22 protein-coding genes are annotated in these 25,182 nt (G+C 63.8%); 13 read left to right on the top strand and 9 right to left on the bottom strand.

Going from position 1 to position 25,182, the window contains the following annotated elements:
* Positions 1 to 16 precede the first annotated feature (16 nt).
* The 4 genes from J0M27_RS12755 to J0M27_RS12740 form a co-directional block, all read right to left on the bottom strand.
* Complete coding sequence (locus J0M27_RS12755) at positions 17 to 820, bottom strand: CbbQ/NirQ/NorQ/GpvN family protein (RefSeq protein WP_294992138.1); 804 nt, start codon at positions 818 to 820, stop codon at positions 17 to 19.
* Positions 821 to 970: 150 nt separating this feature from the next.
* The gene (locus J0M27_RS12750) at positions 971 to 1,327 is read right to left on the bottom strand and encodes a ribulose bisphosphate carboxylase small subunit (RefSeq protein WP_294992135.1); all 357 of its coding nucleotides are present in this window, start codon (positions 1,325 to 1,327) and stop codon (positions 971 to 973) included.
* Positions 1,328 to 1,400: 73 nt separating this feature from the next.
* Positions 1,401 to 2,822 (bottom strand): form I ribulose bisphosphate carboxylase large subunit, encoded by a 1,422-nt coding sequence (locus J0M27_RS12745; RefSeq protein ID WP_294992132.1) that lies wholly within the window; start codon positions 2,820 to 2,822, stop codon positions 1,401 to 1,403.
* Positions 2,823 to 2,941: 119 nt separating this feature from the next.
* On the bottom strand, positions 2,942 to 3,661 hold the full coding sequence (locus J0M27_RS12740) for an HAD-IA family hydrolase (protein WP_294992129.1): 720 nt from the start codon (positions 3,659 to 3,661) through the stop codon (positions 2,942 to 2,944).
* A gap of 115 nt (positions 3,662 to 3,776) precedes the next feature.
* Between J0M27_RS12740 and J0M27_RS12735 the strand changes: the two genes are divergently transcribed.
* Complete coding sequence (locus J0M27_RS12735; protein WP_294992128.1) at positions 3,777 to 4,706, top strand: LysR family transcriptional regulator; 930 nt, start codon at positions 3,777 to 3,779, stop codon at positions 4,704 to 4,706.
* Here J0M27_RS12735 and J0M27_RS12730 read toward each other — a convergent pair.
* Both J0M27_RS12730 and J0M27_RS12725 read right to left on the bottom strand, forming a co-directional pair.
* On the bottom strand, positions 4,669 to 5,232 hold the full coding sequence (locus tag J0M27_RS12730) for a hypothetical protein (RefSeq protein ID WP_294992125.1): 564 nt from the start codon (positions 5,230 to 5,232) through the stop codon (positions 4,669 to 4,671). The two genes, J0M27_RS12735 and J0M27_RS12730, sit on opposite strands and share 38 nt — an antisense overlap.
* Entirely contained in the window at positions 5,229 to 5,786 is a 558-nt protein-coding gene (locus J0M27_RS12725; RefSeq protein WP_294992123.1) for a thioredoxin family protein, read from the bottom strand. Before J0M27_RS12725 ends, J0M27_RS12730 begins: the two co-directional genes overlap by 4 nt.
* A 148-nt stretch (positions 5,787 to 5,934) precedes the next feature.
* Between J0M27_RS12725 and J0M27_RS12720 the strand changes: the two genes are divergently transcribed.
* From J0M27_RS12720 to argA, 3 genes are read left to right on the top strand one after another with little or no spacing between them, the layout of a single operon-like run.
* The gene (locus tag J0M27_RS12720) at positions 5,935 to 6,663 is read left to right on the top strand and encodes a 16S rRNA (uracil(1498)-N(3))-methyltransferase (RefSeq protein ID WP_294992120.1); all 729 of its coding nucleotides are present in this window, start codon (positions 5,935 to 5,937) and stop codon (positions 6,661 to 6,663) included.
* Positions 6,663 to 8,372: a polyphosphate:AMP phosphotransferase gene (pap, locus tag J0M27_RS12715; protein WP_294992117.1), complete on the top strand. Its 1,710-nt coding sequence runs from the start codon at positions 6,663 to 6,665 to the stop codon at positions 8,370 to 8,372. The genes J0M27_RS12720 and pap overlap by 1 nt, the downstream gene beginning before the upstream one ends.
* Positions 8,369 to 9,712, top strand: a complete 1,344-nt coding sequence (argA, locus tag J0M27_RS12710; protein ID WP_294992114.1) for an amino-acid N-acetyltransferase — start codon at positions 8,369 to 8,371, stop codon at positions 9,710 to 9,712. Before pap ends, argA begins: the two co-directional genes overlap by 4 nt.
* 40 nt (positions 9,713 to 9,752) lie before the next feature.
* Here the strand turns inward: argA and J0M27_RS12705 are convergent, their stop codons facing one another.
* From J0M27_RS12705 to J0M27_RS12695, 3 genes are all read right to left on the bottom strand, one after another.
* Complete coding sequence (locus J0M27_RS12705) at positions 9,753 to 10,676, bottom strand: response regulator (protein ID WP_294992112.1); 924 nt, start codon at positions 10,674 to 10,676, stop codon at positions 9,753 to 9,755.
* A gap of 113 nt (positions 10,677 to 10,789) precedes the next feature.
* Positions 10,790 to 12,490: a SpoIIE family protein phosphatase gene (locus J0M27_RS12700; RefSeq protein WP_294992109.1), complete on the bottom strand. Its 1,701-nt coding sequence runs from the start codon at positions 12,488 to 12,490 to the stop codon at positions 10,790 to 10,792.
* A gap of 20 nt (positions 12,491 to 12,510) precedes the next feature.
* The gene (locus tag J0M27_RS12695; protein ID WP_294992106.1) at positions 12,511 to 12,816 is read right to left on the bottom strand and encodes an STAS domain-containing protein; all 306 of its coding nucleotides are present in this window, start codon (positions 12,814 to 12,816) and stop codon (positions 12,511 to 12,513) included.
* A gap of 355 nt (positions 12,817 to 13,171) precedes the next feature.
* Between J0M27_RS12695 and J0M27_RS12690 the strand changes: the two genes are divergently transcribed.
* From J0M27_RS12690 to J0M27_RS12650, 9 genes are all read left to right on the top strand, one after another.
* On the top strand, positions 13,172 to 14,395 hold the full coding sequence (locus tag J0M27_RS12690) for a methyl-accepting chemotaxis protein (protein ID WP_294992103.1): 1,224 nt from the start codon (positions 13,172 to 13,174) through the stop codon (positions 14,393 to 14,395).
* A 34-nt stretch (positions 14,396 to 14,429) separates the two neighbouring features.
* Positions 14,430 to 14,795, top strand: a complete 366-nt coding sequence (locus tag J0M27_RS12685; RefSeq protein WP_294992101.1) for a response regulator — start codon at positions 14,430 to 14,432, stop codon at positions 14,793 to 14,795.
* 30 nt (positions 14,796 to 14,825) lie between these two features.
* A complete protein-coding gene (locus J0M27_RS12680) occupies positions 14,826 to 17,048 on the top strand; it encodes a chemotaxis protein CheW (RefSeq protein ID WP_294992099.1) in 2,223 nt (740 codons plus the stop codon).
* A 28-nt stretch (positions 17,049 to 17,076) separates the two neighbouring features.
* Entirely contained in the window at positions 17,077 to 17,580 is a 504-nt protein-coding gene (locus J0M27_RS12675) for a chemotaxis protein CheW (RefSeq protein WP_294992207.1), read from the top strand.
* A gap of 13 nt (positions 17,581 to 17,593) precedes the next feature.
* On the top strand, positions 17,594 to 19,993 hold the full coding sequence (locus tag J0M27_RS12670) for a methyl-accepting chemotaxis protein (RefSeq protein ID WP_294992096.1): 2,400 nt from the start codon (positions 17,594 to 17,596) through the stop codon (positions 19,991 to 19,993).
* 75 nt (positions 19,994 to 20,068) lie between these two features.
* On the top strand, positions 20,069 to 22,441 hold the full coding sequence (locus tag J0M27_RS12665; protein ID WP_294992093.1) for a methyl-accepting chemotaxis protein: 2,373 nt from the start codon (positions 20,069 to 20,071) through the stop codon (positions 22,439 to 22,441).
* 93 nt (positions 22,442 to 22,534) lie between these two features.
* Positions 22,535 to 23,398 (top strand): CheR family methyltransferase, encoded by an 864-nt coding sequence (locus tag J0M27_RS12660; RefSeq protein ID WP_294992090.1) that lies wholly within the window; start codon positions 22,535 to 22,537, stop codon positions 23,396 to 23,398.
* Between the two features lie 2 nt (positions 23,399 to 23,400).
* The gene (cheD, locus tag J0M27_RS12655) at positions 23,401 to 24,003 is read left to right on the top strand and encodes a chemoreceptor glutamine deamidase CheD (RefSeq protein ID WP_294992088.1); all 603 of its coding nucleotides are present in this window, start codon (positions 23,401 to 23,403) and stop codon (positions 24,001 to 24,003) included.
* Positions 24,004 to 24,011: 8 nt separating this feature from the next.
* Positions 24,012 to 25,082: a chemotaxis response regulator protein-glutamate methylesterase gene (locus J0M27_RS12650; protein WP_294992086.1), complete on the top strand. Its 1,071-nt coding sequence runs from the start codon at positions 24,012 to 24,014 to the stop codon at positions 25,080 to 25,082.
* The last annotated feature ends 100 nt before the right edge of the window (positions 25,083 to 25,182 follow it).

The raw sequence follows: 25,182 nt of genomic DNA, 5'->3' as shown, positions 1-25,182 counted from the left end.
ACGGCTTCCGGCGGGATCAGAAAAAGGTGGTTACTGCGGCATCCAGCGCGTCGCGCATGTCAGGATCATCGGTAATCGGGCGCACCAGCGCCACCCGGCAGGCCGCCTGCGGATTCACGCCCTTGGCGATCAGCGAACCGGCGTAGATCAGCATGCGGGTGGACAAGCCTTCGTCGAGGCCGTGGCCCTTGAGGTTGCGCGAGCGCTCGGCGATCGACACCAGCTTGTCGGCCATTTCCGGGCTGGCCCCGGATTCGTGCGCGACGATCTCGGCTTCGATGGCGTGTTCGGGATGGGTGAAGTCGAGGCCGCCGAAACGCTGCTTGGTCGACTGCTTGAGGTCCTTCATCAGCGACTGGTAGCCCGGGTTGTAGGAAATCACGATCTGGAAATCGGGATGGGCCTTGACCAGTTCGCCCTTCTTTTCAAGCGGCAGAACGCGACGGTTGTCGGTCAGCGGATGGATCACCACGGTGGTGTCCTGTCGCGCCTCGACCACTTCGTCGAGATAGCAGATCGCGCCATGCCTTGCGGCGATGGCCAGCGGGCCATCCTGCCACTCGGTACCTGAGGCGGAAAGCAGGAAGCGGCCGACCAGGTCGGAGGCGGTCATGTCCTCGTTGCAGGCCACGGTGATCAGCGGCTTGTTCAGTTTGTGCGCCATGTATTCGACGAAGCGCGTCTTGCCGCAGCCGGTCGGGCCCTTGAGCATCATCGGCATGCGCACGGAGTAGGCGGCCTCGAACAATTCCACCTCGTCGGCGACGGCGCGATAGTAAGGCTGCTGGGTGATGCGGTACTGCTCGATGATCTTGCTCATCTCGGTGCTCCTTGACAAGTACTCGGCCGGACCGCTGACGGCACGCTGAAACCTGGCGTACCGTGCATCGGCGAATTCCCGGAAAACAAAAGGCCCCCTACTGCGCTTGCCGCGCAGCGGGGGGCCGGATACTGCCAACCGCCGTGCGACTTAAACCGTCTTGCCGCGATAAACCACCATGGCGGCGCCTTGCGACTGCTTGAAGTTGTCGTAGCCGACCAGCCTCACGTGGTTGTTGGGATTGGCCTTGTGGCAGGCTTCGGCCTCGGCCAGCACGCGATCCACGTCGGTCTCGCCGAACATCGGCAGCTTCCACATGTACCAGTAGGAGTCCATCAGGTACTCGGGCTCGATGTGCTCGATGGCCGGATTCCAGCCCTTCTTCACCAGGTACTCGACCTGCTTCTTGATGCTGGCCGCATCCATCGCGGGCAGGTAGGAGAAGGTTTCGAATTTCCGGCTGGCGGGGTCGGAAAGGCGGGAGTTGTAATCCATTACGTCAGACATTTGAATTCCTTTCGATTTGGCTAACTAGATCCCGGATCGCAGTCCGGGATGAGCTTGCGACCTTGTCGCAAGCTCACTTGTGGGCGACGTCCAGCTTGTCGACGGTGTCGAACTCGAACTTGATCTCTTTCCAGGTTTCCATGGCGATCTTCAGTTCGGGCGAGTTCTTCGCGGCTTCGGTCAGGACGGTCTTGCCTTCCTTCTCGACGGCGACGCCCTTGTTGCGTGCCTCGACGCAGGCTTCCAGCGCGACGCGGTTGGCGGCGGCGCCGGCGGCATTGCCCCAGGGGTGGCCGAGCGTGCCGCCACCGAACTGCAGCACCGAGTCGTCACCGAAGATGGTGACCAGCGCGGGCATGTGCCAGACGTGGATGCCTCCCGAGGCGACCGGCAGCAGGCCGGGCATGGAGCCGAAATCCTGGTCGAACATGATGCCGCGGCTGCGGTCTTCCTTGATGAAGTCGTCGCGCATGAGGTCGATCCAGCCCAGGGTCGCGTCACGATCGCCTTCCAGCTTGCCGACGACGGTGCCCGAGTGCAGGTGGTCGCCGCCGGACAGGCGCAGGCACTTGGTCAGCACGCGGAAGTGGATGCCGTGGTGCGGGTTGCGGTCAAGCACGGCGTGCATGGCGCGGTGGATGTGCAGCAGCATGCCGTTGTCGCGGCACCAGTTGGCCAGGCCGGTGTTGGCGCAGAAGCCGCCGGTCAGGTAGTCGTGCATGATGATCGGGGCGCCGATCGACCTGGCGTACTCGGCGCGCTTGTACATCTCTTCCGGGGTCGGCGCGGTCACGTTCAGGTAGTGGCCCTTGCGTTCGCCGGTTTCGCGCTGCGCCTTCTCGGTCGCTTCCTGGACGAAATCGAAGCGCTGCTTCCAGCGCATGAAGGGCTGGCTGTTGACGTTCTCGTCGTCCTTGGTGAAGTCGAGGCCGCCGCGCAGGCACTCATACACGGCGCGGCCGTAGTTCTTGGCCGACAGGCCCAGTTTCGGCTTGATGGTGCAGCCCAGCAGCGGACGACCATACTTGTTCATGATGTCGCGCTCGACCTGGATGCCGTGGGGCGGGCCGCCGCAGGTCTTGACGTAGGCGATCGGGAAACGCACGTCTTCCAGACGCAGGGCGCGCAGGGCCTTGAAGCCGAACACGTTGCCGACCAGCGAGGTCAGCACATTGACGATGGAACCTTCCTCGAACAGGTCGATCGGGTAGGCGACGAAGGCGTAGAAGCAGGTGTCGTCGCCGGGCACGTCCTCGATCTTGTAGGCGCGGCCCTTGTAGTAGTCCAGGTCGGTCAGGAGATCGGTCCACACCGTGGTCCAGGTGCCGGTCGACGACTCGGCGGCCACGGCGGCGGCGACTTCCTCGCGCGCCACGCCCGGCTGCGGGGTGACCTTGAAGCAGGCCAGCAGGTCGGTGTCCTTCGGGGTGTATTCCGGTGTCCAGTAGGTTTGGCGATATTCCTTGACGCCAGCGTTGTAAGTCTTTGCGGCCATGTGGTCCTCCAATGCGGTGGGAATGGTTTGACTAGAAAAAGGGTGCTGTCGGGTTCGAAATGCCTGATATCGGTGAATGATGAAGAAAACAGATCATAAATACAATTCACTAATTCTGATTACGATGATAAGTTTGCACTTATATCAATTCCATTGCCGTGGATCCGGCGCAGGGTCTCCAGCGTCACCCCGTCGAGGTCGGGCAGTATCGCCAAGGCGCCGGAAAAATCGTGGTCATCGGTGTAGGCCGTGCGCGTGATCACGGTCGCCAGGCCGGCGCCGCGACTGGCCCTGAGGCCGTTCGCGGAATCCTCGATGGCGAGGCAGGCCGCAGCCGGCAGGCCCAGTTGGGCCAGCACCCACTGGTAGATGTCCGGCGCCGGCTTCTTGTTCGGCACCGTATCGCCGGCGCCGACTTTTTCGAACAGCGCCAGCAAGTCCGGGGCCAGCAAGGCGCTGATGTTTTCCGGCGTGGTGGTGGTGGCAATGGCCAAACGCAGGCCGGCTGCCCTCGCTTCGCGCAACAGGCGTTCGACCCCGGGGCGCAGCGGAATGCCCTGCGCGCAAAGTTCCACATAATGCCGCGTCTTGGCGGCATGCAGCTCCCTGATGCGGACCTCTGCATCCGCCTGCTGCAGAAACTCCGGCTCATGCCGTTCGCAGAAGAAGCGGATGCGCTCCTTGCCTCCGGTCACTTCCAGCAGTTCGCCGTAGAGGGCCGCGTCCCAGTGCCAATCCAGCCCCATCTCGGCAAAGGCGGCGTTGAAAGCCGGACGATGGCCGTCGCGCTCGGTATCGGCCAGCGTGCCATCGACATCGAAGATCAGGGCTTCAAGCATGGACGACAGCATAGCTGCCGGTAACCCATAAGCGCCAGTCATGGTTTCTTATGGCGATGATAAGATGAGGCAAGTTTGCGAAGCCGCCCATCCGTTTCCCGGGAGCCCTCTCAGCATGAAAAACGTCACCCTGCGCCAGCTGAAAATATTCGAGGCGGTTGCCCGCAACCTCTCGTTCTCGCGCGCCGCCGAAGAACTGCACCTGACGCAGCCGGCGGTATCGATGCAGGTGCAGGCACTGGAAGACCTGGCCGGCCTGCCACTGACCGAGCAGGCGGGAAAGAAGGTGCGCCTGACCGCTGCCGGCGAGGAGATCGCCCGCCAGGCGCGGCGCATCGCCGAGCAGTTGCGCGAAGCCGGCGAAGCCATGGCGGCGCTCAAGGGCGTCGAAGCCGGACGCCTGAAGATCGGCGTGGTCAGCACCGCCAAGTATTTCGCACCTTCGCTGCTGGCCGAATTCCGCCGCCGCCACCCAGGGGTCGAGCTGAGCCTGACCGTGAGCAATCGCGGCACCGTCGTCCGTCATCTGGCGGAGAACGACATCGACCTGGCGATCATGGGTACGCCTCCGGGAGATTTCGAAACCGTCGCCAAGATATTCGCCGAGCATCCGCTGGTTTTCATCGCGGCGCGGGACCACCGGCTTGCCGACAGGCGCCGCATCGACCCGAAGCTGCTTGCAGAAGAAGCCCTGCTGATCCGCGAACCCGGGTCCGGCACGCGCGTTGCGCTGGAGCGCTTCCTCGACGAACACAAGGTGGCGCCCGCGGCGTTCATGGAACTGGGCAGCAACGAGACCATCAAGCAGGCCGTGATGGCCGGGCTGGGCCTGTCCTTCATTTCGGAGCACACCATCGGCCTCGAACGTTCGGTCGGTCGCCTTGTCGTACTCAATGTTCGGGACACGCCGGTCAAGCGACAGTGGCGCCTGGTCTATCGCACCGACAAGCGGCTTATGCCGGCGGCCACCGCCTTCGTCGAGTTCATGGACAGCGAGGGCTCGCGCCTTATTGCGGCGCAAGTCGGCCCGCAGGTGGATCGATAGCCGCCGGCACATCCTGCGCCCGGCTCGCGGCGCTCCGCGGACGCCAGATTGCGACCATGACGCCGAGGTTGGTCAGAAAACTCTTGGCATGGTGCTGCTCGTCCAGCACCATGCGCGGACCACCGCCGGGCACCGCCGCCATCACCAGGTCGATTGCCTGATTCTCGCTGATCTGCATCCTGCCCTCGGAATGCCAGGTCTTGAGATGACCGCAGGCGTCTCGATCGACCAGCAGCGCCTTGTCCGCAGTTGCGTCTGCGAGCTCGATGACCACTCCCTGTTCGGTGCTGCGCGCACGCGCCGCGCCGAGCGATGTAGTGATCGGCGCGCTGCCCTGCGGTTCGGCCAGGGAATCAAGCAGCATCACTTCGTCGTCACTCAGCACGGACGACCCGTCGCCGTGCCAGACCCGGAACCCTCCCGCCGGCAGCATCTGTATCAGCAGGTTGTCGTTCTGGGCCACGGCCGACCCCATCAAAAGGACCAGCAGGAGGCCTGCCGCAAACCGGCCGCGAAAGGCTTTCATGCCGTCTTCCACTTGATCGAACAGCCGATGCCCGGCGTCTGTCGCGCTGGCCCCTGCCCGGTCAAGGCCACCTGCCGCATCGCCTCGAACAAGTCACGATGGACGTCTTCGGGCGCGGTTTCCTTGCGCGACTCGTCGAGCCTGCCGCGGTACTGGAGTTCGAGGCGGGCGTTGTAGCCGAAGAAATCCGGCGTGCATACCGCGCCGTAGGCCTTCGCCACCTCCTGCGTGGCATCCAGCACATAGGGAAAGGGGAACGCCAGGTCGAGCGCCAGCCGCTGCATGTTCTCCCACGAGTCCTCGGGATAGTCCGTCGGGTCGTTGCTCATGATCGCAATGCAGCCCACTCCCAGCGTGGCGAGCTCCCGCGCGTCGCGCTGGATGCGATGGATCACGGCCTTGACGTAGGGGCAGTGGTTGCAGATGAACATCACCAGCAATCCTTGGGGGCCGCGTGTACTGCCCAGGGTGTGCCGCCTGCCGTCGACGCCGGGAAGGTCGAAATCGATCGCCGGGCGGCCGAAGTCGCATACGGGCGGGGAAATACTGACCATGATTTGTCTCCGATCGTGGTTCCGGCCGCTCGCCGCACCGCCGACGGCTTTCGGCTCGGCCGGCGTCGAAACCGGGGCCCGGGTTCCGCAAGGATTCGCGTGTGCATTCCGGGCAGCACCAAAACCCTGTTTTGGCGATAATCCGCCAATGATACCGAGATTCTTCTGCCCCTTTCCGCTCCACCCCGGCGCCACGGTCGAACTGGCGGCCGTGGCGGCACATCATGCCCTGAAAGTCCTCAGAGTCGGCGCCGGCGACACGGCAATCCTGTTCGACGGTCGAGGCGGCCAATGGCGCGCGACCCTGCATCCGGCGGGCAAGGCCCTGCGCGCCAACCTGGTCGAGTTCGACGATGCGGAATGCGAGCCGCCGCTGGTGCTGACGCTGGTGCAGGCCCTGCCCGCCGGCGACAAGATGGATTTCGTGGTGCAGAAGGCCGTCGAGCTCGGCATCGCGCGCATCCAGCCGGTGGCGGCAAGACGCAGCGTCATCCGGCTTTCCGGCGAGCGCGCCGAGCGTCGCGTCGAACACTGGCGCAACATCGCCATCGCCGCCTGCGAGCAGTCCGGGCGCAACCGCATTCCGGCCGTGGCGCCTATCCTTGATCTGCCGCAATACCTCGGCATCGCGGCGCGGGAGAATGGGCTGCGGTTCATTTGTGCGCCGGGCGCCGGCGGCTTTCTGCGCGATGTCGCCGCGCCGGATGCGCCGATCAGCCTGCTGGTTGGCCCGGAGGGCGGCTTCGAGGAAAGCGAGTTGCTCGCTGCGCATGCCGCCGGCTTCCATGCGATTAGGCTGGGACCGCGGGTGCTGCGCACCGAGACCGCCGGACCCGGCGCGGTGGCGGCAATGATGGCACTTTGGGGAGATTGGTGATGTTCGAATCTGCGGAAATCGGTCACAAGATCGACAAGGGAACCTACAAGAAGGAATTGCCGGCGCTGCGCGCCGCCCTCCAGGATGCGCAGTACGACCTGAAGGAAAACGGCAAGATCCCGGTCATCGTGCTGGTCAGCGGCCAGGACGGCGCCGGCAAGGGCGAGACCATCAACATCCTTTACGAGTGGATGGACCCGCGCTTCATTTCCACCCTGGCCTTCTCGGCGCCAACCGACGAGGAAAGCGCGCGGCCTTTCATGTGGCGCTACTGGCGCGCCCTGCCGCCCAAGGGACGGGTCGGCATCTTCGCCGGTTCCTGGTATTCCAGCCCGATCCACGACCGTCTCGACGGCACCATGAGCAAGGCCGACATGGACGCGCGCATCGACCAGATCAACCGCTTCGAGGCCATGCTGGTCAATGAAGGCGCGCTGGTGCTGAAGTTCTGGTTCCACCTCACCAAGGACGGCCAGAAACGTCGCCTGAAGGCGTTGGAGAAGGATCCGAAGACCGCCTGGCGCGTCACCAAGTGGAACTGGGACCGGCTCAAGACCTACGACAAGCTGCAGGACGTGGTCGGCCATGTGCTGCGCATGACCAACACGCCGTGGGCGCCGTGGACCATCATCGAGGGCGAGGACGACCGCTACCGCTCGATGACGACCGGCAAGATCCTGCTCGAATCGATTCGCCAGCGCCTGGGCAATTTCGACAAGCACACGACTCCAGTGGCGCCTCCCATGCGGGTGAATATCGACGGGCGCAACGTGCTTTCCGAGCTCAACCTGAAACACGCGATGAGTGAAAAGGATTACGAGGAGCAGCTTGCAAAATGGCAGGGCCGCCTGTCCGAACTGGTGCGCGACCCGCGCTTCAAGGGACGCGCCCTCCTGTGCGCCTTCGAGGGGGCCGATGCCGCCGGCAAGGGTGGCGCCATTCGCCGCATCGCCGCCAGCATGGATGCGCGTGACTACCAGATCATCCCGGTGGCGGCGCCGACCGAGGAAGAGCGCGCACAGCCCTACCTGTGGCGCTTCTGGCGGCACATCCCGCGCAAGGGCCGGGTGGCGATCTTCGATCGTACCTGGTACGGCCGCGTGCTGGTGGAGCGCGTCGAAGGCTTTTGCGCCGAAGCCGACTGGCTGCGTGCCTATTCCGAGATCAACGATTTCGAGCACGACATATCCGATGCCGGCGTCATCGTCGTCAAATTCTGGCTGCAGATCAGCCAGGAAGAGCAGCTGAAGCGATTCAAGGAACGGGAGAAGATCGAGTTCAAGCGCTTCAAGATCACCGAGGAAGACTGGCGCAACCGCGAGAAGTGGGACGCCTACCAGGAAGCGATCTGCGACATGGTCGACCGCACCAGCACCGGCATCGCGCCGTGGACCCTGGTCGAAGCCAATGACAAGGGATACGCCCGGGTCAAGGTGCTGCGCACGATATGCGAACGTCTCGAAGCGGAACTGGAAGGCAAGGCGGTGCCGCGCGCCAAACCCGAAAAACCTGCCAAGGATTCAAGGACCAAAAAGTCCCCCAAGCCGGGCAAGGTCGCCGCGACTGGCAAGGAAGGCAAGGCGGGCGCGCCCGCGCCTAAACCGGCGGCAAAGTCCGCCGCCTCCCGGCGCCCGCCCCGACCGTCCGCTCCGGTGAAGCGGGTACCGATCCCGAAGGCCCCACCGAAGAAAGGCAAACCTGCCCAATGACCCTGGAGACCCGCAGCAGCCAGCCCGATACCGACGCCCGCCTGGTTGCCTGGGTACGCCAGGCCGCCCCTTATATCCACGCCTTTCGCGGCCGTACCTTCGTGATCGCCTTTGGCGGCGAGGTATTGCAGGCCGGCGCGGCGCAGGCGCTGATCCATGACATTGCACTGCTCGACAGCATGGGCATCCGCCTGGTGCTGGTGCATGGCGCGCGGCCTCAGATCGATGCCGAGATGCTTTCGCGCGGACTGACGCCGAGATTCCACAAGGGCTTGCGCATCACCGATGCGGGGGCGCTCGAATGCGTCAAGCGGGCGATGGGCGTGACCCGCATCGAGATCGAGGCGCTGCTCTCGCAGGGCCTGCCCAACACGCCGATGGCCGGCGCCTTCCTGCGCGTCACCGGCGGCAACTTCATCACCGCGCGCCCGGTAGGCGTGGTCGATGGCATCGATTTCCAATACACCGGCGCCGTGCGCAAGGTGATCGCCGAGGAGATCCAGGCTGACCTGACGCAGGAGAACGTCGTGTTGATCACCCCGATCGGCGCCTCGCCCACCGGCGAGATCTTCAATCTCGCCTGGGAAGAAGTGGCGGAAGCCGTTGCCGTGGCGGTCAAGGCCGACAAGCTGATCTACCTGTGCGACGCCCCCGGACTGGTGAATGCCAAGGGCGCCCTGCTCGACGCGCTCACCGCCGACGAAGCGCAAAAACTGGCCAGCCGCCACCTCGCGGCGCAGGCGCCGGAAATCGCGCGCGTGCTGCCCAGCGCCGTGCGCGCCTGCCGCGCCGGCATCGGCCGCGTGCATTTTCTTGACGCCCGCGCCGACGGCGCCATGCTAATGGAATTTTTTACGCGCGACGGCGTCGGCACCGTGATGACCAGCGCCCCGCTGGCGCGGCTGCGTGACGCCACCATCGACGACGTCGGGGCGATACTGGGCCTGATCGAGCCGTTGGAGGCCGACGGCACCCTGGTCAAACGCGGCCGCGAGCGGCTGGAAATGGAGATCCCGCGCTTTTCGGTGGTCGAACACGATGGCGTCATCGTCGGTTGCGCCGCGCTCTATCCGTTTTCGACCGAGAAGGCCGCCGAACTCGCCTGCCTCGCCGTGATGCCGGATTTTCGCCGCAGCGGCTACGGCGAACAGTTGTGCAACCATATCGAGGCCCGCGCCAGGAAGCTCAAGCTCAAGCGCCTGTTCGTCCTGACTACCCGCACCGCGCACTGGTTCATCGAGCGCGGCTTTGCCGAAGCCGGCGTCGACGAACTGCCGGCCGCGCGGCGCGAGCTGTACAACCTGCAGCGGCGCTCGAAGGTGCTGGTGAAGGCGCTTTAACGAGCCACGCGGAGCTACCCGGAAGGCGCTCGACGCCCGATCAGGCACCCGCCGGCTGCGCTCCCTGCTTCGCCCCGGGCAAGAGAACAGTGGCTACCACGCGGCTGCCATTGCCGAGGTATTCAAGGCTGTCAAAACTGATGGCCCTCGACATCGCGATACCCCTGCCATGAAGGTCGAAAACCCGTTCCGGCCTGAATTCGACGTAGAGTTGCCAATCGAAGCCCTTGCCCTGATCGGCGATGGTCACGCGGCATGAATCAGCCGTCTTCTCGAGGGTCACATTGACCAGAAGACGCGAGTAGTCGGGGCTCCGCAGGCGCGATTCGACCTCCTCCAGCCAACGGCCCTCGGTCAGCAACACGCTCTTTTCCGCGTATGAAATGCCAAGGTTGCCGTGCTCGATCGCATTGATCAGGAGTTCCGAGTACCCGCTGACCGTTCGCTCGGGGTACATGCTGGCGTCGGCCAGCAACAGCGCAAGGTCGCGCGCCTCGGACAGCGTTCGGCAACAGAACTCCGCCCGGCGCAACAGCGTCAGGTTGCTTGCCTGGCGGCCAACCAGTTCGCGCAACTCGCGTTTCTGGTGCAATCCCTCCAACGCGCTGCCAATGACGGCTTTCAGCACATCCTCGGTCGACGGCTTGGTCAGGTAGTAATGGGCTCCCGCGGCAAGGCCTTCGATGATGTCCTCCTGACGGTCATCGCTGGTCAGCATGATCACCGGCAGGTCCTTGAAGCGAGCATCGGACTTGAGCCGCTTCAGCAGGGAAATGCCGTCCAGTCGCGGCATCTGCTTGTCCAGCAAAACCAGGTCGAATCGGTTGGGGGCGAGATCGAGCTTCTCCCACGCTGCCATGCCATCCGGTACGGCGTCAAGCACGTAACCGGAGGACTCCAACAGCTCCAGCGTCACCATGCGGATCAACGGATCGTCATCAACAATCAACAAACTCGCCGTCATTTCCATTGCTCCGATTCAGCCCGATCCCGGTTCCAGCGAACCGGCGGCATGGCATCCCCTGCCGGGCGGGATGACTCGATGCACGAGCTCGGATCGTGCTTCATCAATATCAATCATCGTTCCGGCACGCCGCCGTCCACATGGCCTATGAGGGCGATTGCCTCGTTGCCCTGTTTGTTGTGCGTCAGGTGCAACGCCATGCCACGCACCAGTGCCAGACCATGTCCGGCGGAGACGCAATCGTCCGCCGGTCCCTCCGGGGCGAAGTCGAATACCCTGAAACCTCTGCCGCTGTCGGACACCATGAGTCGCAATACCTGCTTGCCGGCAATGGAATCCAGCGCCATTTCGACCGCTATGAAGCCGTCGGCCAGAACGTCCAGGCGACGCTGCTTTTCCGCGAAATATTCCAGGTAGCCCTCGCTCGACAGGTACTTGTTCCCGGATGCCAGGTTCAATACGCCATGTTCGAGCGCATTGGCGAACAGCTCGAAAAATATGGCCGGGAGCTTGGGAAAGTGGCCGACGAAGCCAAGCGCGCCGGCCATGGAAAGCACGTCATCGATGACGCCCGGATTGCGCAGCGCCTCGGCACCGAGTTGCAAGGCAAGACGGTCGGTCGCCACGCCGACCTGGGCCGCGCGTGGCCGTGCCTCCCTGGTTACCGTTTCGCGCTGGGTCAGCACCATTACCGATAGGTCATCGAACTGCCCCGCGGCGAGCGCCCTCTCGACCAGGGCGTCCATCCTGGTCGGGGGAGGCGTAGCCCTGAGCAACGCTTCAACCGGAAGCGTTGGATCGTCGCCGGCAAAGGTCGGACTTTCCCATATGCCATCAGAAAACAGGATCAACTGGTCGCCCACCGAAAAATCCACCCGCCGCGTCTCGAACAACTTCGGGTCGTCGTCGTTGATACCCAACGCCATCTGCATCGAGTCGACACGCTCCGCGATCCGTCCGTCCGGCCGAACCATCAGGGCGGGCGGACTCCCCCCGTTCCAGACCTCGACGACCCCCGCCTCGGCATCAATGCTGGCCAGGATCGCCGCGACGAAGCGATCGCGGGGAAACAGATCGCGCACCCGCCGATTGAGTTCCCGTGCCAGTGTGGATATCGGGTAGCCCTTGCGCGACATGGCTTCGAACGGGAAGTACAGGGGCAGGATATTGATGGCCGCCGGCAAGCCATGGCCAACGGCGTCCGCCAGCAGCACATGCAAGCGTCCGCTGGGTGTGCGCCGGGCAAAGACCACGTCACCGCTGAACAGGGCTGCGGGGACCACCCTGTATTGCAGGGAATGCCCATCAGGTTGCTCGGTGTGCGCCAGCACCCGATTCAGGATGAACGACGCCACCTCGCTCTCACGGCGCATTTCGTCGTTGAACGATTCGATCCGCCGCTGCTGCACCCGCAGTGTGCGCTGCGTCCTTACCAGGCGGATGAAGGCACGCAACTTGGCTCGCAGCAAGCCGAAGTTGATCGGCTTGGAGATGAAGTCGTCCGCCAATTCGAGGCCGTCGAGCACCGTCCGCTGATCCTTTGCCATGGAAAGGAACAGTATCGGGGTATGTACCTCGCCGGACTCGGCGTTGATCAGGCGCGCCGCCTCGAGGCCATCCATGACCGGCATCACGACATCGAGCAGCACGAGGTCCGGCTGTTCCCTGCGATGCAACTCCACCGCTTCCCGGCCATCGCTGGCGACGATCACCGTATGCCCTTCCTGGCGCAGGAACACTTCCAGGATGTGCCGGTTCGACTTCTGGTCGTCCGCGACAAGTACCTTGATCGGTGTATCAGCGGGCGTTGCCATATGCATAACCCCTGCCGGGATCAGACGATCGGGAACAATTTGTCAAACTTGGCGATATCCAGCGCCTGCTTGACCATTCCCCGCGGGTTGGCCAGGGACACAACCTTTTTGGAGGTGTTGGCCCGATCACGCAACATCAGGAGCATTCCCAGCGCCGAACTATCAAGGTACTCCACTCCCGCGAGGTCGATCACCAGCGCATCAACGTCCTTGTTCTGCAGCGCCGTGTCCACCGCTTCGCGAAACTCCCTATGCATGCTGAATTCGAATCGTCCGACCAGGCGAACGGTCGCGCGATTTCTCTCCGTCTTCAGTGTGATCTGCATGGCGAAACCTCCCTAATGTGTCCTGCGCGAATGATGCAACAAATTGAGGCGCATATATGTCGATCTACGTAGATTCCGCAGTTTGTCGCGTATTTCACGGATAAACAATTTCCCGGCGATTTGAGACGATGCGTTCCCGGGATGCGGAGACATTTCCTTTCCAGCCACGGGGCGGACTGGAACCCAATCATTTACAGATCGTGGGGATTTTCATGGGCACATGCCGGCTGGCACTCGACTATGCAAGCAAGCTTCGCGGCGGTTGTCGATCGACATTCGCGGACCGACCGCATTGGACGCTCGTGCCGTGCCTGTTGGAACGCATGCGAGATCTCCCCGGCAGGTCGCACACGTCATGAAATTCCTCGACAAGAGCTCAATGCTCGGATTTGGCTGGGTCTTGCTGATCGGTGCCGGCACCTCGATGGCAGCCAGCGCCGGGCACAGTCCATCGGTGTGGCTTGCCCTGATCCCGGCGGCAATCGGATGGCAGGCCATTGCCGTCCTGGTCGCAAGGAAGACAATGCGCGATGCCGAAGGCCGGAAAAATCCGAAACAGGAACAGCAAGACTTGCTGGAGGAGTTCCACCGCCTGCTGAGCGAATGTTCGAACCAGTTCTCCGCGCAGTTGGGCTCCCTGCGCGGCGAACTCGGGCAGGTGCAGAGCCTGTTGTCGGAGGCGATCGTCGGTCTGACCGGCAGCTTCACCACCATGCAGGAACATACCCGGCACCAGCGCGATGTGTCCATTTCCGTCACCCAGGATGGCGACGACGACGGCGTCGAGCGCCACAAGTTCGATAACTTCGTCAAGGGCACTTCGTCGGTGATGCAACGCGTGGTCGACAGCATCGTCGAGAGCAGCAAAATCGGCATGGAACTTGTCGATCTGACCGACAACATCGTGGCGCGCACCAAGGACGTGCAGTCATTCCTTTCCGAGATCGGCTCGATTGCGAAGCAGACCAACCTGCTGGCGCTCAATGCCGCGATCGAGGCGGCCCGTGCCGGCGAAGCCGGACGCGGCTTCGCGGTGGTTGCCGATGAAGTTCGCGATCTTTCCGGGCGAACCGCCCAGTTCAGCCAGCAGATCAACATGGTGATCCAGAGCATGCAGGTCACGGTGAAGCAGACCGAAGCGGCAATCCAGCAATTGGCCAGTCACGACATGACATTCGCGCTCGAATCGAAGGCTAACGTAGAGCGGGTGATCACCATTATGGAGACGCAGAACCAGAAACGCGGAGTCGCCATCGAAGAACTCGGTGCGATTGCCGATCAGGTCGATGTCCAGGTCGGACGAGCGGTCACCGCGCTGCAGTTCCAGGACATAGTTTCGCAACTCCTAGGCCATGTCGGCCGCCGCGCGGATGCCATTGATGACGTGTCGAGACACCTCGGCGCGCTCGCGCAATCCCTCCACGACAAGGCGGCGATACCCGACGCCCCGCATGCCCTTGACGCACTGAAATCCGAAACCCGCCGCATATCCGAGAGACTGCAGCAGATGGCGCTGGGCACCGCGAACTGCCCCGTGAGCCAGACCGAGATGAAGCGCGGCGAAGTCGAACTGTTTTGAACGATAGGCTCAGCAAACCCTGAGGGAGCAGAAAATGGTCAAAGCCGTACTTGCAGTGGACGATTCACCCTCCATTCGCCAGATGGTGGCGTTTACCTTGAAGAACGCCGGCTATGACGTGGTGGAAGCCGCCGACGGCGTGGACGGTCTGGCCAAAGCCAAGGCACGCGGATTCGACCTGGTCCTCACAGACCAGAACATGCCGCGCATGGACGGGCTGACCCTGGTCAGGAACCTGCGCGGCGTCACCCAATACCGCGGCACGCCGATCCTGATGCTGACCACCGAATCATCGGACGCGATGAAAGCCCAGGGCAAGGCCGCCGGCGCAACCGGCTGGCTGGTCAAACCCTTCGACCCGCAAAAGCTGCTCGATGTGGTCAAGAAGGTCATCGGCTGACACGTCCATCAGACCCAGGCATAAGCCGCAATGTCAGTCGATCTCAGCCAGTTCTATCAGATCTTCTTCGAGGAAGCCCAGGAGCACCTCGCCGGCATGGAAGCGCTGCTGCTGGATCTCGATATCGAGGACCCGGACCCGGAACAACTCAACGCCATCTTCCGCGCGGCGCATTCGATCAAGGGCTCAGCGGGAACCTTCGGTTTCACCGACCTGGCCGAAGTCACGCATGTGCTGGAAAACCTTCTCGATCGCATCCGCAAGGGCGAACTGGCCTTGCGCGCCGCCATGATCGATGCCTTCCTCGATGCCGGCGACCTGCTCAAGGACCTGCTGGCGGCCCATCGCGGAGGCGAGGCCGCCGATCCGGCACGGGTCGGCAACACCTGCACGCGCCTGGCCGCCCTGGCCGACGATGCACCGCGCGATTCCGCGGCGGAGAACGGCGAACCGACGCCCGACGCCACCGTCAGCACAAATGTCGCGGTCAGCTTCGCCCTTGACGAAGGCGACGCCGACGCCGCCGCATCCGCGGTACGAAACCTGGTCGACGAGATTTCGACCCAGTGGCCGGCGCGCGTGGTGGCAAGGCCCGGCGACGCTTCCGGCGCCTGGCGCATCGAAGTCTCCACCGAGGCCGACCCGGCGGTGCTGCGCGGCATGGTCGAGTTCGTCGCCCGCAGCGACAGCATACGGATCGGCGACGACGCGACCGGCGACGACAGTTACGGCTTCTTTGATGATGCCCCTGCCGCCGAACCAAAGAATGGCGATGCCTGGGGTCTCTTCGACGACGCACCCACCGGATCGTCTACACCGGTACCCGCTGCCGACGCCGCCTGGGGCCTGTTCGATGACGCGCCCGCCGGCACGCCGCAACCCACCGTGGCGACGGACGACTCCCACGGCTTTTTTGTCGACCTTCCGACGCCACCGGCCAACGCCGCCGTAGCGCCAGCGCCGACTCTTGCAACCGATGGCCCGGCCCCCGCGCTCGCCGTCGCGCCGCCCGCCGTCGAGCGGCGCGACCGTGAGCGCGGCGACCGCCGCGCCGCACCGCGCGGCGGCGCCACCGAGTCCTCGATTCGCGTCGACATTCCCAAGGTGGACAAGCTGATCAACCTGGTCGGCGAACTGGTGATCACCCAGGCCATGCTGGCGCAATCCGCCTCGGTGCTCGACCCGGTGCAATTCGAACGCCTGCACAACGGGCTGGCGCAACTCGAACGCAACACCCGCGACATGCAGGAATCGGTGATGTCGATCCGCATGATGCCGATCTCGGTGGTGTTCTCGCGCTTCCCGCGCGTGGTGCGCGACCTGGCGCAAAAGCTGAACAAGCAGATCGAGCTCAAGACCATCGGCGAGGGCACGGAACTCGACAAGGGTCTGATCGAACGCATCGCCGACCCGCTGACGCACCTGGTGCGCAACAGCCTCGATCACGGCATCGAAATGCCCGACGAGCGCATTGCCAAGGGCAAATCGCCGGTCGGCAATATCACGCTCAAGGCCTACCATCAGGGCGGCAACATCGTCATCGAGGTCGCCGACGACGGCGCCGGCCTCGACCGCCCGCGCATCCTGTCGAAGGCGCGCGAACGCGGCTTCAACGTCAATGAGCAGATGAGCGACGGCGAAGTCTGGCAGTTGATCTTCGAACCCGGCTTCTCCACCGCCGAGCAGGTGACCGAAGTCTCCGGTCGTGGGGTCGGCATGGACGTGGTCAAGCGCAACATCGGGGCCATGGGCGGCCGTGTCGACATCGAATCCATGCGCGGCATCGGCACGCGCATGACGGTGCGCCTGCCGCTGACCCTGGCCATCCTCGACGGCATGTCGGTGGCCGCCGGCAAGGAAACCTACATCATCCCGCTGGGCTACGTGGTCGAATCGCTGCAGGTCGAGCGCAACATGGTGCGCGGCATCGCCGGCGTCGAGCGCCTGATCCAGGTGCGCGGCGAATTCCTCCCGGTTGTGGCCTTGCACGAAATCTTCGGCATTCCCGGCGCCGAGACGCGCCTTGAGCACGGAATCATGGTGGTGGTCGAAGCCGACGGCATCAAGGCCGCACTGTTCATCGACGCCCTGCTCGGGCAGCACCAGGTGGTGATCAAGAGCCTGGAAACCAATTACCGCAAGGTGGCCGGCGTCTCCGGAGCCACCATCATGGGCGACGGCCACGTCGCCCTGATCCTCGACATCGCGGCGCTGGCGCAGATGGCCAGGGCCAGCCTGCCGGCCGCGGCCTGAGTACGACCCTAGGAAAGCAAAAATGATGATGGCACAGGAACTGGCAACGACGCGCAAGGACATGGCGGGCGAAGGCGGTCAGGCCGACGAATACCTGACCTACACCCTCGGCACCGAGGAATACGCGATCGACATCCTCAAGGTGCAGGAGATCCGCGGCTACGAAGCGCCGACCACGATCGCCAACGCGCCGCCCTTTCTCAAGGGCGTGATCAACCTGCGCGGCACCATCGTGCCCATCGTCGATCTGCGCATCAAGTTTGGCGTCGGCACCGCGGAATACACGCCCTTCACCGTGGTCATCATCCTCAACCTGGGCACGCGCGTGGTCGGCATGGTGGTCGACAGCGTCTCCGACGTGACCATGCTGCGCCAGGACAACATCCGCCCGGCACCCGAGTTCTCGGCCAGCGTCGACACCCGCTACATCAAGGGCCTGTGCTCCCTCGACGAGCGCATGCTGATCGTGGTCGATATCGAGCGCCTGATGCTCTCGTCCGAAATGGCGCTGGTCGACGAAACCCTGGCTTGAAGAAAGACGAATCATGAAGAATCTGAACGTAGGACAACGCCTGCTGATCCTCATCACCTTTGGCGTGGTGGCGCTTGCCGGCATCGCGGCCATCGGCATCTCGGGCATCTCGACCATGCTGAGCTCGGTCGAGGAGCTGTATTCCCACAATCTGCGGCGGACCGAGCAGATTGGCCGGATCCAGTGGCTGATGGGCGACAATCGGGCCCAGATCATGCTGGCGCTGCAACACGATCCGGCGGGCAAGTATGCGAAGTTGCACGACCATCCGGTTGGCAGGCATCTCGACCAGATGGTCAAGAACCGCGACGAAATCAGCGCCGTCGTCGCCGAGATACAGAAGCATTCAATGGACCCGGACGAGAAGAAGCCCTTCGATGCCTATGCGGCAGCCCGGGGGCGCTACGTCGCGGAAGGCCTCAACCCGGCACGCGAAGCCATCCTGGCCAAGGATTTCGACGGCGCCAACCACATTCTGCTGAGCAAGATCAACCCGCTCTACACCGAGGCCACGCGCGCTGCCGACGCCTATACCCGATTCATCGCCGACGAAGGCAAGAGCAATTTCGAGACCGGGCTGCGCGACTACGCCCTGGAACGCAAGCTGATCGTCGGCATCGGCCTGTTGGCGCTGGTTCTCATGGCCGGCTTCGGCTATCTGGTGGCGCGCGGCATCACCCTGCCGCTGCGGCGTTCGGTCGAGGTGGCGAACGCGATCGCCGAGGGCAAGCTCGACAACGACATCGAGATCGATGGCCGCAACGAGATGGTATCGCTGCTTTGCGCACTCAAGTCGATGCAGGGTCGCCTGCTCGACAGCATTGAAACCGAGCGCCAACAAGCCGCCGAAACCCTGCGCATCAAGATCGCGCTGGACAATGTGTCGACCGGGGTGATGATCGCCAACACCGAACGCACGATCATCTACGCCAACAACTCGGTGAAGAAGATCCTCAAGGGCGCCGAAGCCGCGATCCGCAAGCAGTTGCCCAACTTCGACGCCGACAGGATGATCGGCGCGAACATCGACACCTTCCACAAGAACCCGGCGCACCAGGCAAAACTGCTGGGGAGCTTCACCAACACCTACGTCGCCAACCTGGAAATCAGCGACCGCTTCCTGCGCGTTACCGCCAGTCCGGTGATCAACGACAAGGGCGAGCGCCTGGGCGCCGTCGCCGAGTGGCTCGACCGCACCGACGAAGTGCGCATCGAAAAGGAAGTCGCCGGCATGGTCGATGGCGCCTTGCGCGGCGACTTCGAAACCCGGCTGCCGCTGGAAGGCAAGGAAGGCTTCTTCAGGCAGTTGTCGGAAGGCCTCAACCGCCTGTCGGAGGTAACGCAGAGCGGCCTCACGGATGTCGCCAGCGTGCTGCAGCGCGTATCCGCCGGCGACCTGACGCATAAGATCGACGCCGAGTACGAAGGCATCTTCGGCCAGTTGAAGGACGACACCAACACCACCATCGAGCGCTTGCGCGAAGTGGTGGGCCGCATCAAGGACGCGACCGAAGCGATCAACATCGCCTCGCAGGAAATCGCCGCCGGCAATTCCGATCTGTCCAGCCGCACCGAAGAGCAGGCCTCCAGCCTGGAGGAAACCTCGTCGGCCATGGAAGAGCTCAACGCCACGGTGCGCCAGAACGCCGAGAACGCGCGCCAGGCCAATGACCTGGCCAAGACCTCGAACGCCGGGGTGGTCAAGGGCGGCCGGGTGGTGAAGGAAGTGGTGGTGACCATGGGCGAGATCCAGGCCAGCTCGAAGAAGATCTCGGACATCATCGGCGTGATCGATTCGATCGCTTTCCAGACCAACATCCTGGCGCTCAACGCGGCGGTGGAAGCCGCCCGTGCCGGAGAGCAGGGCCGCGGCTTTGCCGTGGTGGCCAGCGAAGTGCGCAACCTGGCGCAGCGTTCGGCCACGGCGGCCAAGGAGATCAAGACCCTGATCGCCGAGTCGGTGGACAAGGTCGAGTCCGGGGCCAAGCTGGTGCAGGAAGCCGGGACGACGATGGACGAGGTGGTGGCAAGCTTCCAGCAGGTGGCGGGGCTGGTGACCGAGATCGCCTCGGCCTCGAAGGAACAGTCCTCCGGCATCGAGCAGACCACCCAGGCGGTGGGCCAGATGGACGAGGTGACGCAGCAGAACGCGGCGCTGGTGGAAGAAGCCGCGGCGGCGGCCGAGAGCCTGGAAGAACAGGCGCGCGGTCTGGTGCAGACGGTGAGCATGTTCAAGCTGGCCGAGGGCGCTTCGTCCTCCCACCGTTCCACGCTGCCGGCTCCGGTGCTGCGCGATGCGACGCCGCGCCAGTTGCCGCCGGCCGGTTCACGTCCGGCTGCCCGCCCTTCCGCCGGCCGCAAGGCGCCCCCGCCCCATCTCGCCGATTCCACCGAGCAGTGGGAAGAGTTCTGATCACTTCATCCAATTCCTGAAAGTCGGCGCTGGCAAGACGGCGCCAGCAACGCACAGTAGCCAAGGAGTTTTGCCATGCGTACCAATCTGCCGGTCACCACCAATGAGGTCCAGCTCACGGACGCGACCTTGATCGTTTCCAAGACCGATCTCAAGGGACGCATGACCTACATCAACAAGGACTTCCTCGACATCAGCGGCTTCACCGAGGCCGAGCTGATCGGCGAACCACACAACCTCGTGCGCCATCCCGACATGCCGGTGGAGGCCTTCCAGGACCTGTGGGATACGCTCAAGGCGGGGCGGCCATGGACCGGTTACGTCAAGAACCGTTGCAAAAATGGCGACTACTACTGGGTGCTGGCCAACGCGGCGCCGATTGTCGAAAACGGCCAGGTCGCCGGCTACATCTCGGTGCGTCGCAAGGCTGCCAGGGAAGCCATAGAGGCCCACGAGGCGGCTTATCGACTGTTCCGTGAAAAGCGCCAGGGGCAACTCGTCATCCGCTTCGGCAAGGCCGTCAAGCCCGGTGGCATCCGGATTCAGGACTGGAACATTGGCATGAAGCTTTGGGCGGGCATGCTGGCGATCCTGGTCGCGGGCGGCGGAACCCTCGCCGGCGTATTGCTCGGGCTGCCCTTGGTGGCCTGGCTCGCCGGCATGTCGACGCTTGCGCTGGCAGCACTCACGGTCGTCGGCATCGAGCGCGCCATCCGCCAACCGATCGCCGAAATTACCGACACGTTTGCCAACATCGTCCGCGGCAACTACTCCAACGTAATCGACATTGCACGCAACGACGAGATCGGCAAGGCCATGCAAGGCCTGCAAGTTCTCCAGACGCGCATGGGCTTCGAAGTCGCCGAAACCAAGCGCCAGGCCGACGAAACCCTTAGGGTAAAGATTGCGTTGGACAATGTCAGCACTCCGGTCCGCATCGCCAATCCGGAAGGTCGCGTCATTTACGCCAACAGAAAGCTTCTGGAGACCCTGCGGCGCATCGAACCGCAACTCAAGGCCCAGAACGCCAATTTCAGCGTCGACGGATTCGTCGGCAGCAGCATCGGCACGCTGTATGCCGATCCGGACGCGGCATTGAAACGGCTGTCGGCGCTTGAAACGACCGTGCAAACCGAGATGGACATTGGTGGACGCACCTATCGCGTCATCACGAACCCGGTGTTTACCGCCAATAATGAAAGGCTGGGCTCGGTCGGGGAGTGGCTGGATCGTACTGATGAAATTGCCATCGAACGCGAAATCTCCACCATCGTTGATGGCGCCAGCCTTGGCAAGCTCGATTGCCGCATTGCGCTCTCGGGAAAGAATGGCTTTTTTGCCACGCTCTCCGAAGGCATCAACGGCATGCTGGAAGCGACCGAGAAGTCGCTGAAATCCACCTCTGAAATACTCTCGCGGGTAGCCCACGGCGATCTGACGCAAACCATGGAGGGCGACTTCTCAGGCATCTTCGGCCAGTTGAAGGACGACACCAACACCACCATCGAACGGCTGCGCGAAGTGGTGGGCCGCATCAAGGACGCGACCGAAGCGATCAACATCGCCTCGCAGGAAATCGCCGCCGGCAATTCCGATCTGTCCAGCCGCACCGAAGAGCAGGCCTCCAGCCTGGAGGAAACCTCGTCGGCCATGGAAGAGCTCAACGCCACGGTGCGCCAGAACGCCGAGAACGCGCGCCAGGCCAATGACCTGGCCAAGACCTCGAACGCCGGGGTGGTCAAGGGCGGCCGGGTGGTGAAGGAAGTGGTGGTGACCATGGGCGAGATCCAGGCCAGCTCGAAGAAGATCTCGGACATCATCGGCGTGATCGATTCGATCGCTTTCCAGACCAACATCCTGGCGCTCAACGCGGCGGTGGAAGCCGCCCGTGCCGGGGAGCAGGGCCGCGGCTTTGCCGTGGTGGCCAGCGAAGTGCGCAACCTGGCGCAGCGCAGTGCCACGGCGGCCAAGGAGATCAAGACCCTGATCGCCGAGTCGGTGGACAAGGTCGAGTCCGGCGCCAAGCTGGTGCAGGAAGCCGGGACGACGATGGACGGGGTGGTGGCGAGCTTCCAGCAGGTGGCTGGGCTGGTGACCGAAATCGCCTCGGCCTCGAAGGAACAATCCTCCGGCATCGAGCAGACCACCCAGGCGGTGGGCCAGATGGACGAGGTGACGCAGCAGAACGCGGCGCTGGTGGAAGAAGCCGCCGCCGCCGCCGAGAGCCTGGAAGAGCAGGCGCGCGGTCTGGTGCAGACGGTGAGCATGTTCAAGCTGGCCGAGGGCGCTTCGTCCTCCCACCGTTCCACGCTGCCGGCTCCGGTGCTGCGCGATGCGACGCCGCGCCAGTTGCCGCCGGCTTCCCGCCCGGCGCAACGCCCTTCCGCCGGCCGCAAGACGCCCCCTCCCCATCTCGCCGATTCCACCGAACAGTGGGAAGAGTTCTGATCACTTCATCCAATTCCTGAAAGTCGGCGCTGGCAAGACGGCGATGGCGCAGGCGCCATCGCCCGCCGCAGCAGGTGTCAAAGACCCAAGCCCATGGCGAACGCAGTCGAAACACGGGAACGCGAGTTCCATTTCACCGACGCCGATTTCGAGCGCGTCCGCAAGCTGATCTACAAGCACGCCGGCATATCGTTGGCGCCGATCAAGCGCGACATGGTCTACAGCCGCCTGGCGCGGCGCCTGCGCGCGCTGGGCATTGCCAGCTTCGGCGAGTACCTGGCCCACCTCGAGGCCAACGACGACACCGAGCGCGAAACCTTCGTCAACTCGCTGACCACCAACCTTACCTCCTTTTTCCGCGAGGCGCATCACTTCGACATCCTGCTGCGCCACCTGCAAACCGTGATGCACCGGCCGATCCGCATCTGGTGCTCGGCGGCCTCGACCGGCGAAGAGCCCTACACGCTGGCGATGACCGCCTGCGAAGCCTTCGACACGCTGGCGCCGCCGGTCGCCATCGTCGCCAGCGACATCGACACCAATGTACTGGCGACCGCCGAGCGCGGCGTGTACCCGATGGAGCGGGTGGAAAAGCTGAGCCGCGAGCGCCTGCGCCGCTTCTTCCTCAAGGGCGCCGGACCCAACGCCGGCCAGGCGCGGGTGCGCCCGGAACTGCAAAAGCTGCTGAACTTCACGCGCATCAACCTGCTCGATGCCCGGCTGCCGCTGCAGGGGCCCTTCGACGTGATGTTCTGCCGCAACGTGATGATCTATTTCGACAAGCCGACGCAGTACGCGATCCTGAAGAAATTCGTGCCGCTGCTGCGCGAGGACGGCCTGCTCTTCGCCGGCCATTCGGAAAGCTTTCTCCATGCCGCCGATCTGTTCCATTCACTCGGCCGCACCGTGTATGAGCGCGCCGACCGGGCCGCGCACGGCCATCGGCCGAGGCTCTGAGCATGGATGCCGGATTCATCGAACACCTGGCCGGCAACCGCTACTTCGACCCGACCTTCGGCGCCGAGGCGGTCAAGGTGCTGCCGGGCGAATACTTCGTCACCACCACCGACATGCTGCTGGTGACCGTGCTCGGCTCCTGCGTCTCGGCCTGCATTCGCGACAAGGCCAAGGGCATCGGCGGCATGAACCACTTCATGCTCGCCGACTCGGGCGAGGCCGGGCCCAACTCGTCCTCGGCGCGCTACGGCACCTATGCCATGGAGATACTTATCAACCACCTGCTCAAGCTCGGGGCCCGGCGATCCAACCTCGAGGCAAAGGTATTTGGCGGCGGCCGGGTGATGTCTGCGCTCGCCAGCGCGAACGTCGGTGAGCGCAATTGCAGCTTCGTGCTTGAGTTCCTGCGCACCGAAGGCATTCCGGTTTCAGCCAGGGACCTGCTCGACATTCATCCCCGCAAAGTGTATTTCTTCCCGGCGACCGGCCGCGTGCTGGTCAAAAAGCTGACGCGCCTGCACAACGACACCCTGCTGCGCCGCGAATCGGAATACGCCGCCCGGCTGACACAAGCGCCGATATCGGGCGACGTCGAGTTGTTCTAGAGCCAGCCATGCCCATCAAGGTTCTTGTGGTTGATGACTCCGCGCTGATGCGTGCGTTGCTGACCGAAATCATCAACGGCGCGCCGGATCTCGAAGTGGTCGGCACGGCGCCTGACCCCATGGTCGCGCGCGAGATGATCAAGGCGCTGAACCCCGACGTCCTGACACTGGACGTGGAGATGCCGCGCATGGATGGCCTCGAGTTCCTGGATCGCCTGATGCGCCTGCGGCCCATGCCGGTAATCATGATTTCGTCGCTGACCGCAGCCGGCTCCGAAGTCACCCTGAAGGCCCTGGAGCTCGGCGCTGTCGACTTTCTGCCCAAGCCGAGCGCCGACAGAATCTCGATGCAAAGCTATGGCCTGGAAATCCGCGACAAGATTCGGGGCGCGAGCGGCGCGCAGGTGAAATCGGCGCCGCGTGTGGCGCGCCAGGCGGCACCGGCCGCGGTCCCGCCCAAGGTCGCATTTTCGCCACGCCTGCTTACGGAAACGGTGATCGCCATTGGCGCCTCGACGGGCGGCACGGAGGCCATCAAGGACGTCCTGAGCGCCCTGCCCGGGGAAATGCCACCCATCATCATGGTCCAGCACATGCCGGAAACCTTCACCCCTTCCTTTGCGCGCCGACTCGACAGCCTGTCCTTGCTGACGGTCATCGAAGCCCAGGGCGGCGAGCGCCTGCAACCCGGCATGGCCTATCTGGCGCCGGGCCATTCCCACATGCGGGTGAAGAAAAGTGCCCGCGGCCTGGTGCTGGAGCTCTCCCGGGACGAACCGGTGAATCGCCATCGGCCCTCGGCCGACGTGTTGTTCTGGTCAATCGCCGAACTGGTGCGGAAAAGCTCCCTGGGAGTGATCCTTACCGGGATGGGCAAGGACGGCGCCAAGGGGCTGCTTGCCATGCGCGAGGCAGGGGCATGGAATATCGGCCAGGACCAGGCCTCCTGCGTCGTCTATGGAATGCCGCGCGAAGCGGCCGCAATCGGCGCCCTCGACGAAATCGCCAGCCTGCAATCGATTCCCGACAGGATACTTTCCAGGCTGCGCGCCCTGGAAAACACCGCGGCGAGAAGCTGATTCCGGGCGCTGCCCTCACAGCCCCTGCCGACAGCGCAGGAAGCAATGCTTGGCGGGCGACGCACGGATAGGGAACTCAAGTAAACTGTGCGCCTTCTGT

Origin of the sequence: Sulfuritalea sp. (genome assembly GCF_017302275.1) — a bacterium.
Taxonomy (GTDB): Bacteria; Pseudomonadota; Gammaproteobacteria; order Burkholderiales; family Rhodocyclaceae; genus Sulfuritalea.
This window is presented reverse-complemented; position numbering and strand designations above follow the sequence as displayed.

What these genes read in the sequence shown, in the direction of transcription:
- J0M27_RS12705 (WP_294992112.1), bottom strand. Translation starts at nt 10,676, where the DNA reads ATGACGGCGAGTTTGTTGATTGTTGATGACGATCCGTTGATCCGCATG.
- J0M27_RS12745 (WP_294992132.1), bottom strand. Translation starts at nt 2,822, where the DNA reads ATGGCCGCAAAGACTTACAACGCTGGCGTCAAGGAATATCGCCAAACC.
- J0M27_RS12740 (WP_294992129.1), bottom strand. Translation starts at nt 3,661, where the DNA reads ATGCTTGAAGCCCTGATCTTCGATGTCGATGGCACGCTGGCCGATACC.
- J0M27_RS12675 (WP_294992207.1), top strand. Translation starts at nt 17,077, where the DNA reads ATGGCACAGGAACTGGCAACGACGCGCAAGGACATGGCGGGCGAAGGC.
- J0M27_RS12680 (WP_294992099.1), top strand. Translation starts at nt 14,826, where the DNA reads ATGTCAGTCGATCTCAGCCAGTTCTATCAGATCTTCTTCGAGGAAGCC.
- J0M27_RS12720 (WP_294992120.1), top strand. Translation starts at nt 5,935, where the DNA reads ATGATACCGAGATTCTTCTGCCCCTTTCCGCTCCACCCCGGCGCCACG.
- J0M27_RS12750 (WP_294992135.1), bottom strand. Translation starts at nt 1,327, where the DNA reads ATGTCTGACGTAATGGATTACAACTCCCGCCTTTCCGACCCCGCCAGC.
- J0M27_RS12650 (WP_294992086.1), top strand. Translation starts at nt 24,012, where the DNA reads ATGCCCATCAAGGTTCTTGTGGTTGATGACTCCGCGCTGATGCGTGCG.
- J0M27_RS12685 (WP_294992101.1), top strand. Translation starts at nt 14,430, where the DNA reads ATGGTCAAAGCCGTACTTGCAGTGGACGATTCACCCTCCATTCGCCAG.
- J0M27_RS12690 (WP_294992103.1), top strand. Translation starts at nt 13,172, where the DNA reads ATGAAATTCCTCGACAAGAGCTCAATGCTCGGATTTGGCTGGGTCTTG.
- J0M27_RS12755 (WP_294992138.1), bottom strand. Translation starts at nt 820, where the DNA reads ATGAGCAAGATCATCGAGCAGTACCGCATCACCCAGCAGCCTTACTAT.
- J0M27_RS12695 (WP_294992106.1), bottom strand. Translation starts at nt 12,816, where the DNA reads ATGCAGATCACACTGAAGACGGAGAGAAATCGCGCGACCGTTCGCCTG.
- J0M27_RS12665 (WP_294992093.1), top strand. Translation starts at nt 20,069, where the DNA reads ATGCGTACCAATCTGCCGGTCACCACCAATGAGGTCCAGCTCACGGAC.
- pap (WP_294992117.1), top strand. Translation starts at nt 6,663, where the DNA reads ATGTTCGAATCTGCGGAAATCGGTCACAAGATCGACAAGGGAACCTAC.
- J0M27_RS12730 (WP_294992125.1), bottom strand. Translation starts at nt 5,232, where the DNA reads ATGAAAGCCTTTCGCGGCCGGTTTGCGGCAGGCCTCCTGCTGGTCCTT.
- J0M27_RS12660 (WP_294992090.1), top strand. Translation starts at nt 22,535, where the DNA reads ATGGCGAACGCAGTCGAAACACGGGAACGCGAGTTCCATTTCACCGAC.
- J0M27_RS12735 (WP_294992128.1), top strand. Translation starts at nt 3,777, where the DNA reads ATGAAAAACGTCACCCTGCGCCAGCTGAAAATATTCGAGGCGGTTGCC.
- J0M27_RS12670 (WP_294992096.1), top strand. Translation starts at nt 17,594, where the DNA reads ATGAAGAATCTGAACGTAGGACAACGCCTGCTGATCCTCATCACCTTT.
- J0M27_RS12700 (WP_294992109.1), bottom strand. Translation starts at nt 12,490, where the DNA reads ATGGCAACGCCCGCTGATACACCGATCAAGGTACTTGTCGCGGACGAC.
- J0M27_RS12725 (WP_294992123.1), bottom strand. Translation starts at nt 5,786, where the DNA reads ATGGTCAGTATTTCCCCGCCCGTATGCGACTTCGGCCGCCCGGCGATC.
- cheD (WP_294992088.1), top strand. Translation starts at nt 23,401, where the DNA reads ATGGATGCCGGATTCATCGAACACCTGGCCGGCAACCGCTACTTCGAC.
- argA (WP_294992114.1), top strand. Translation starts at nt 8,369, where the DNA reads ATGACCCTGGAGACCCGCAGCAGCCAGCCCGATACCGACGCCCGCCTG.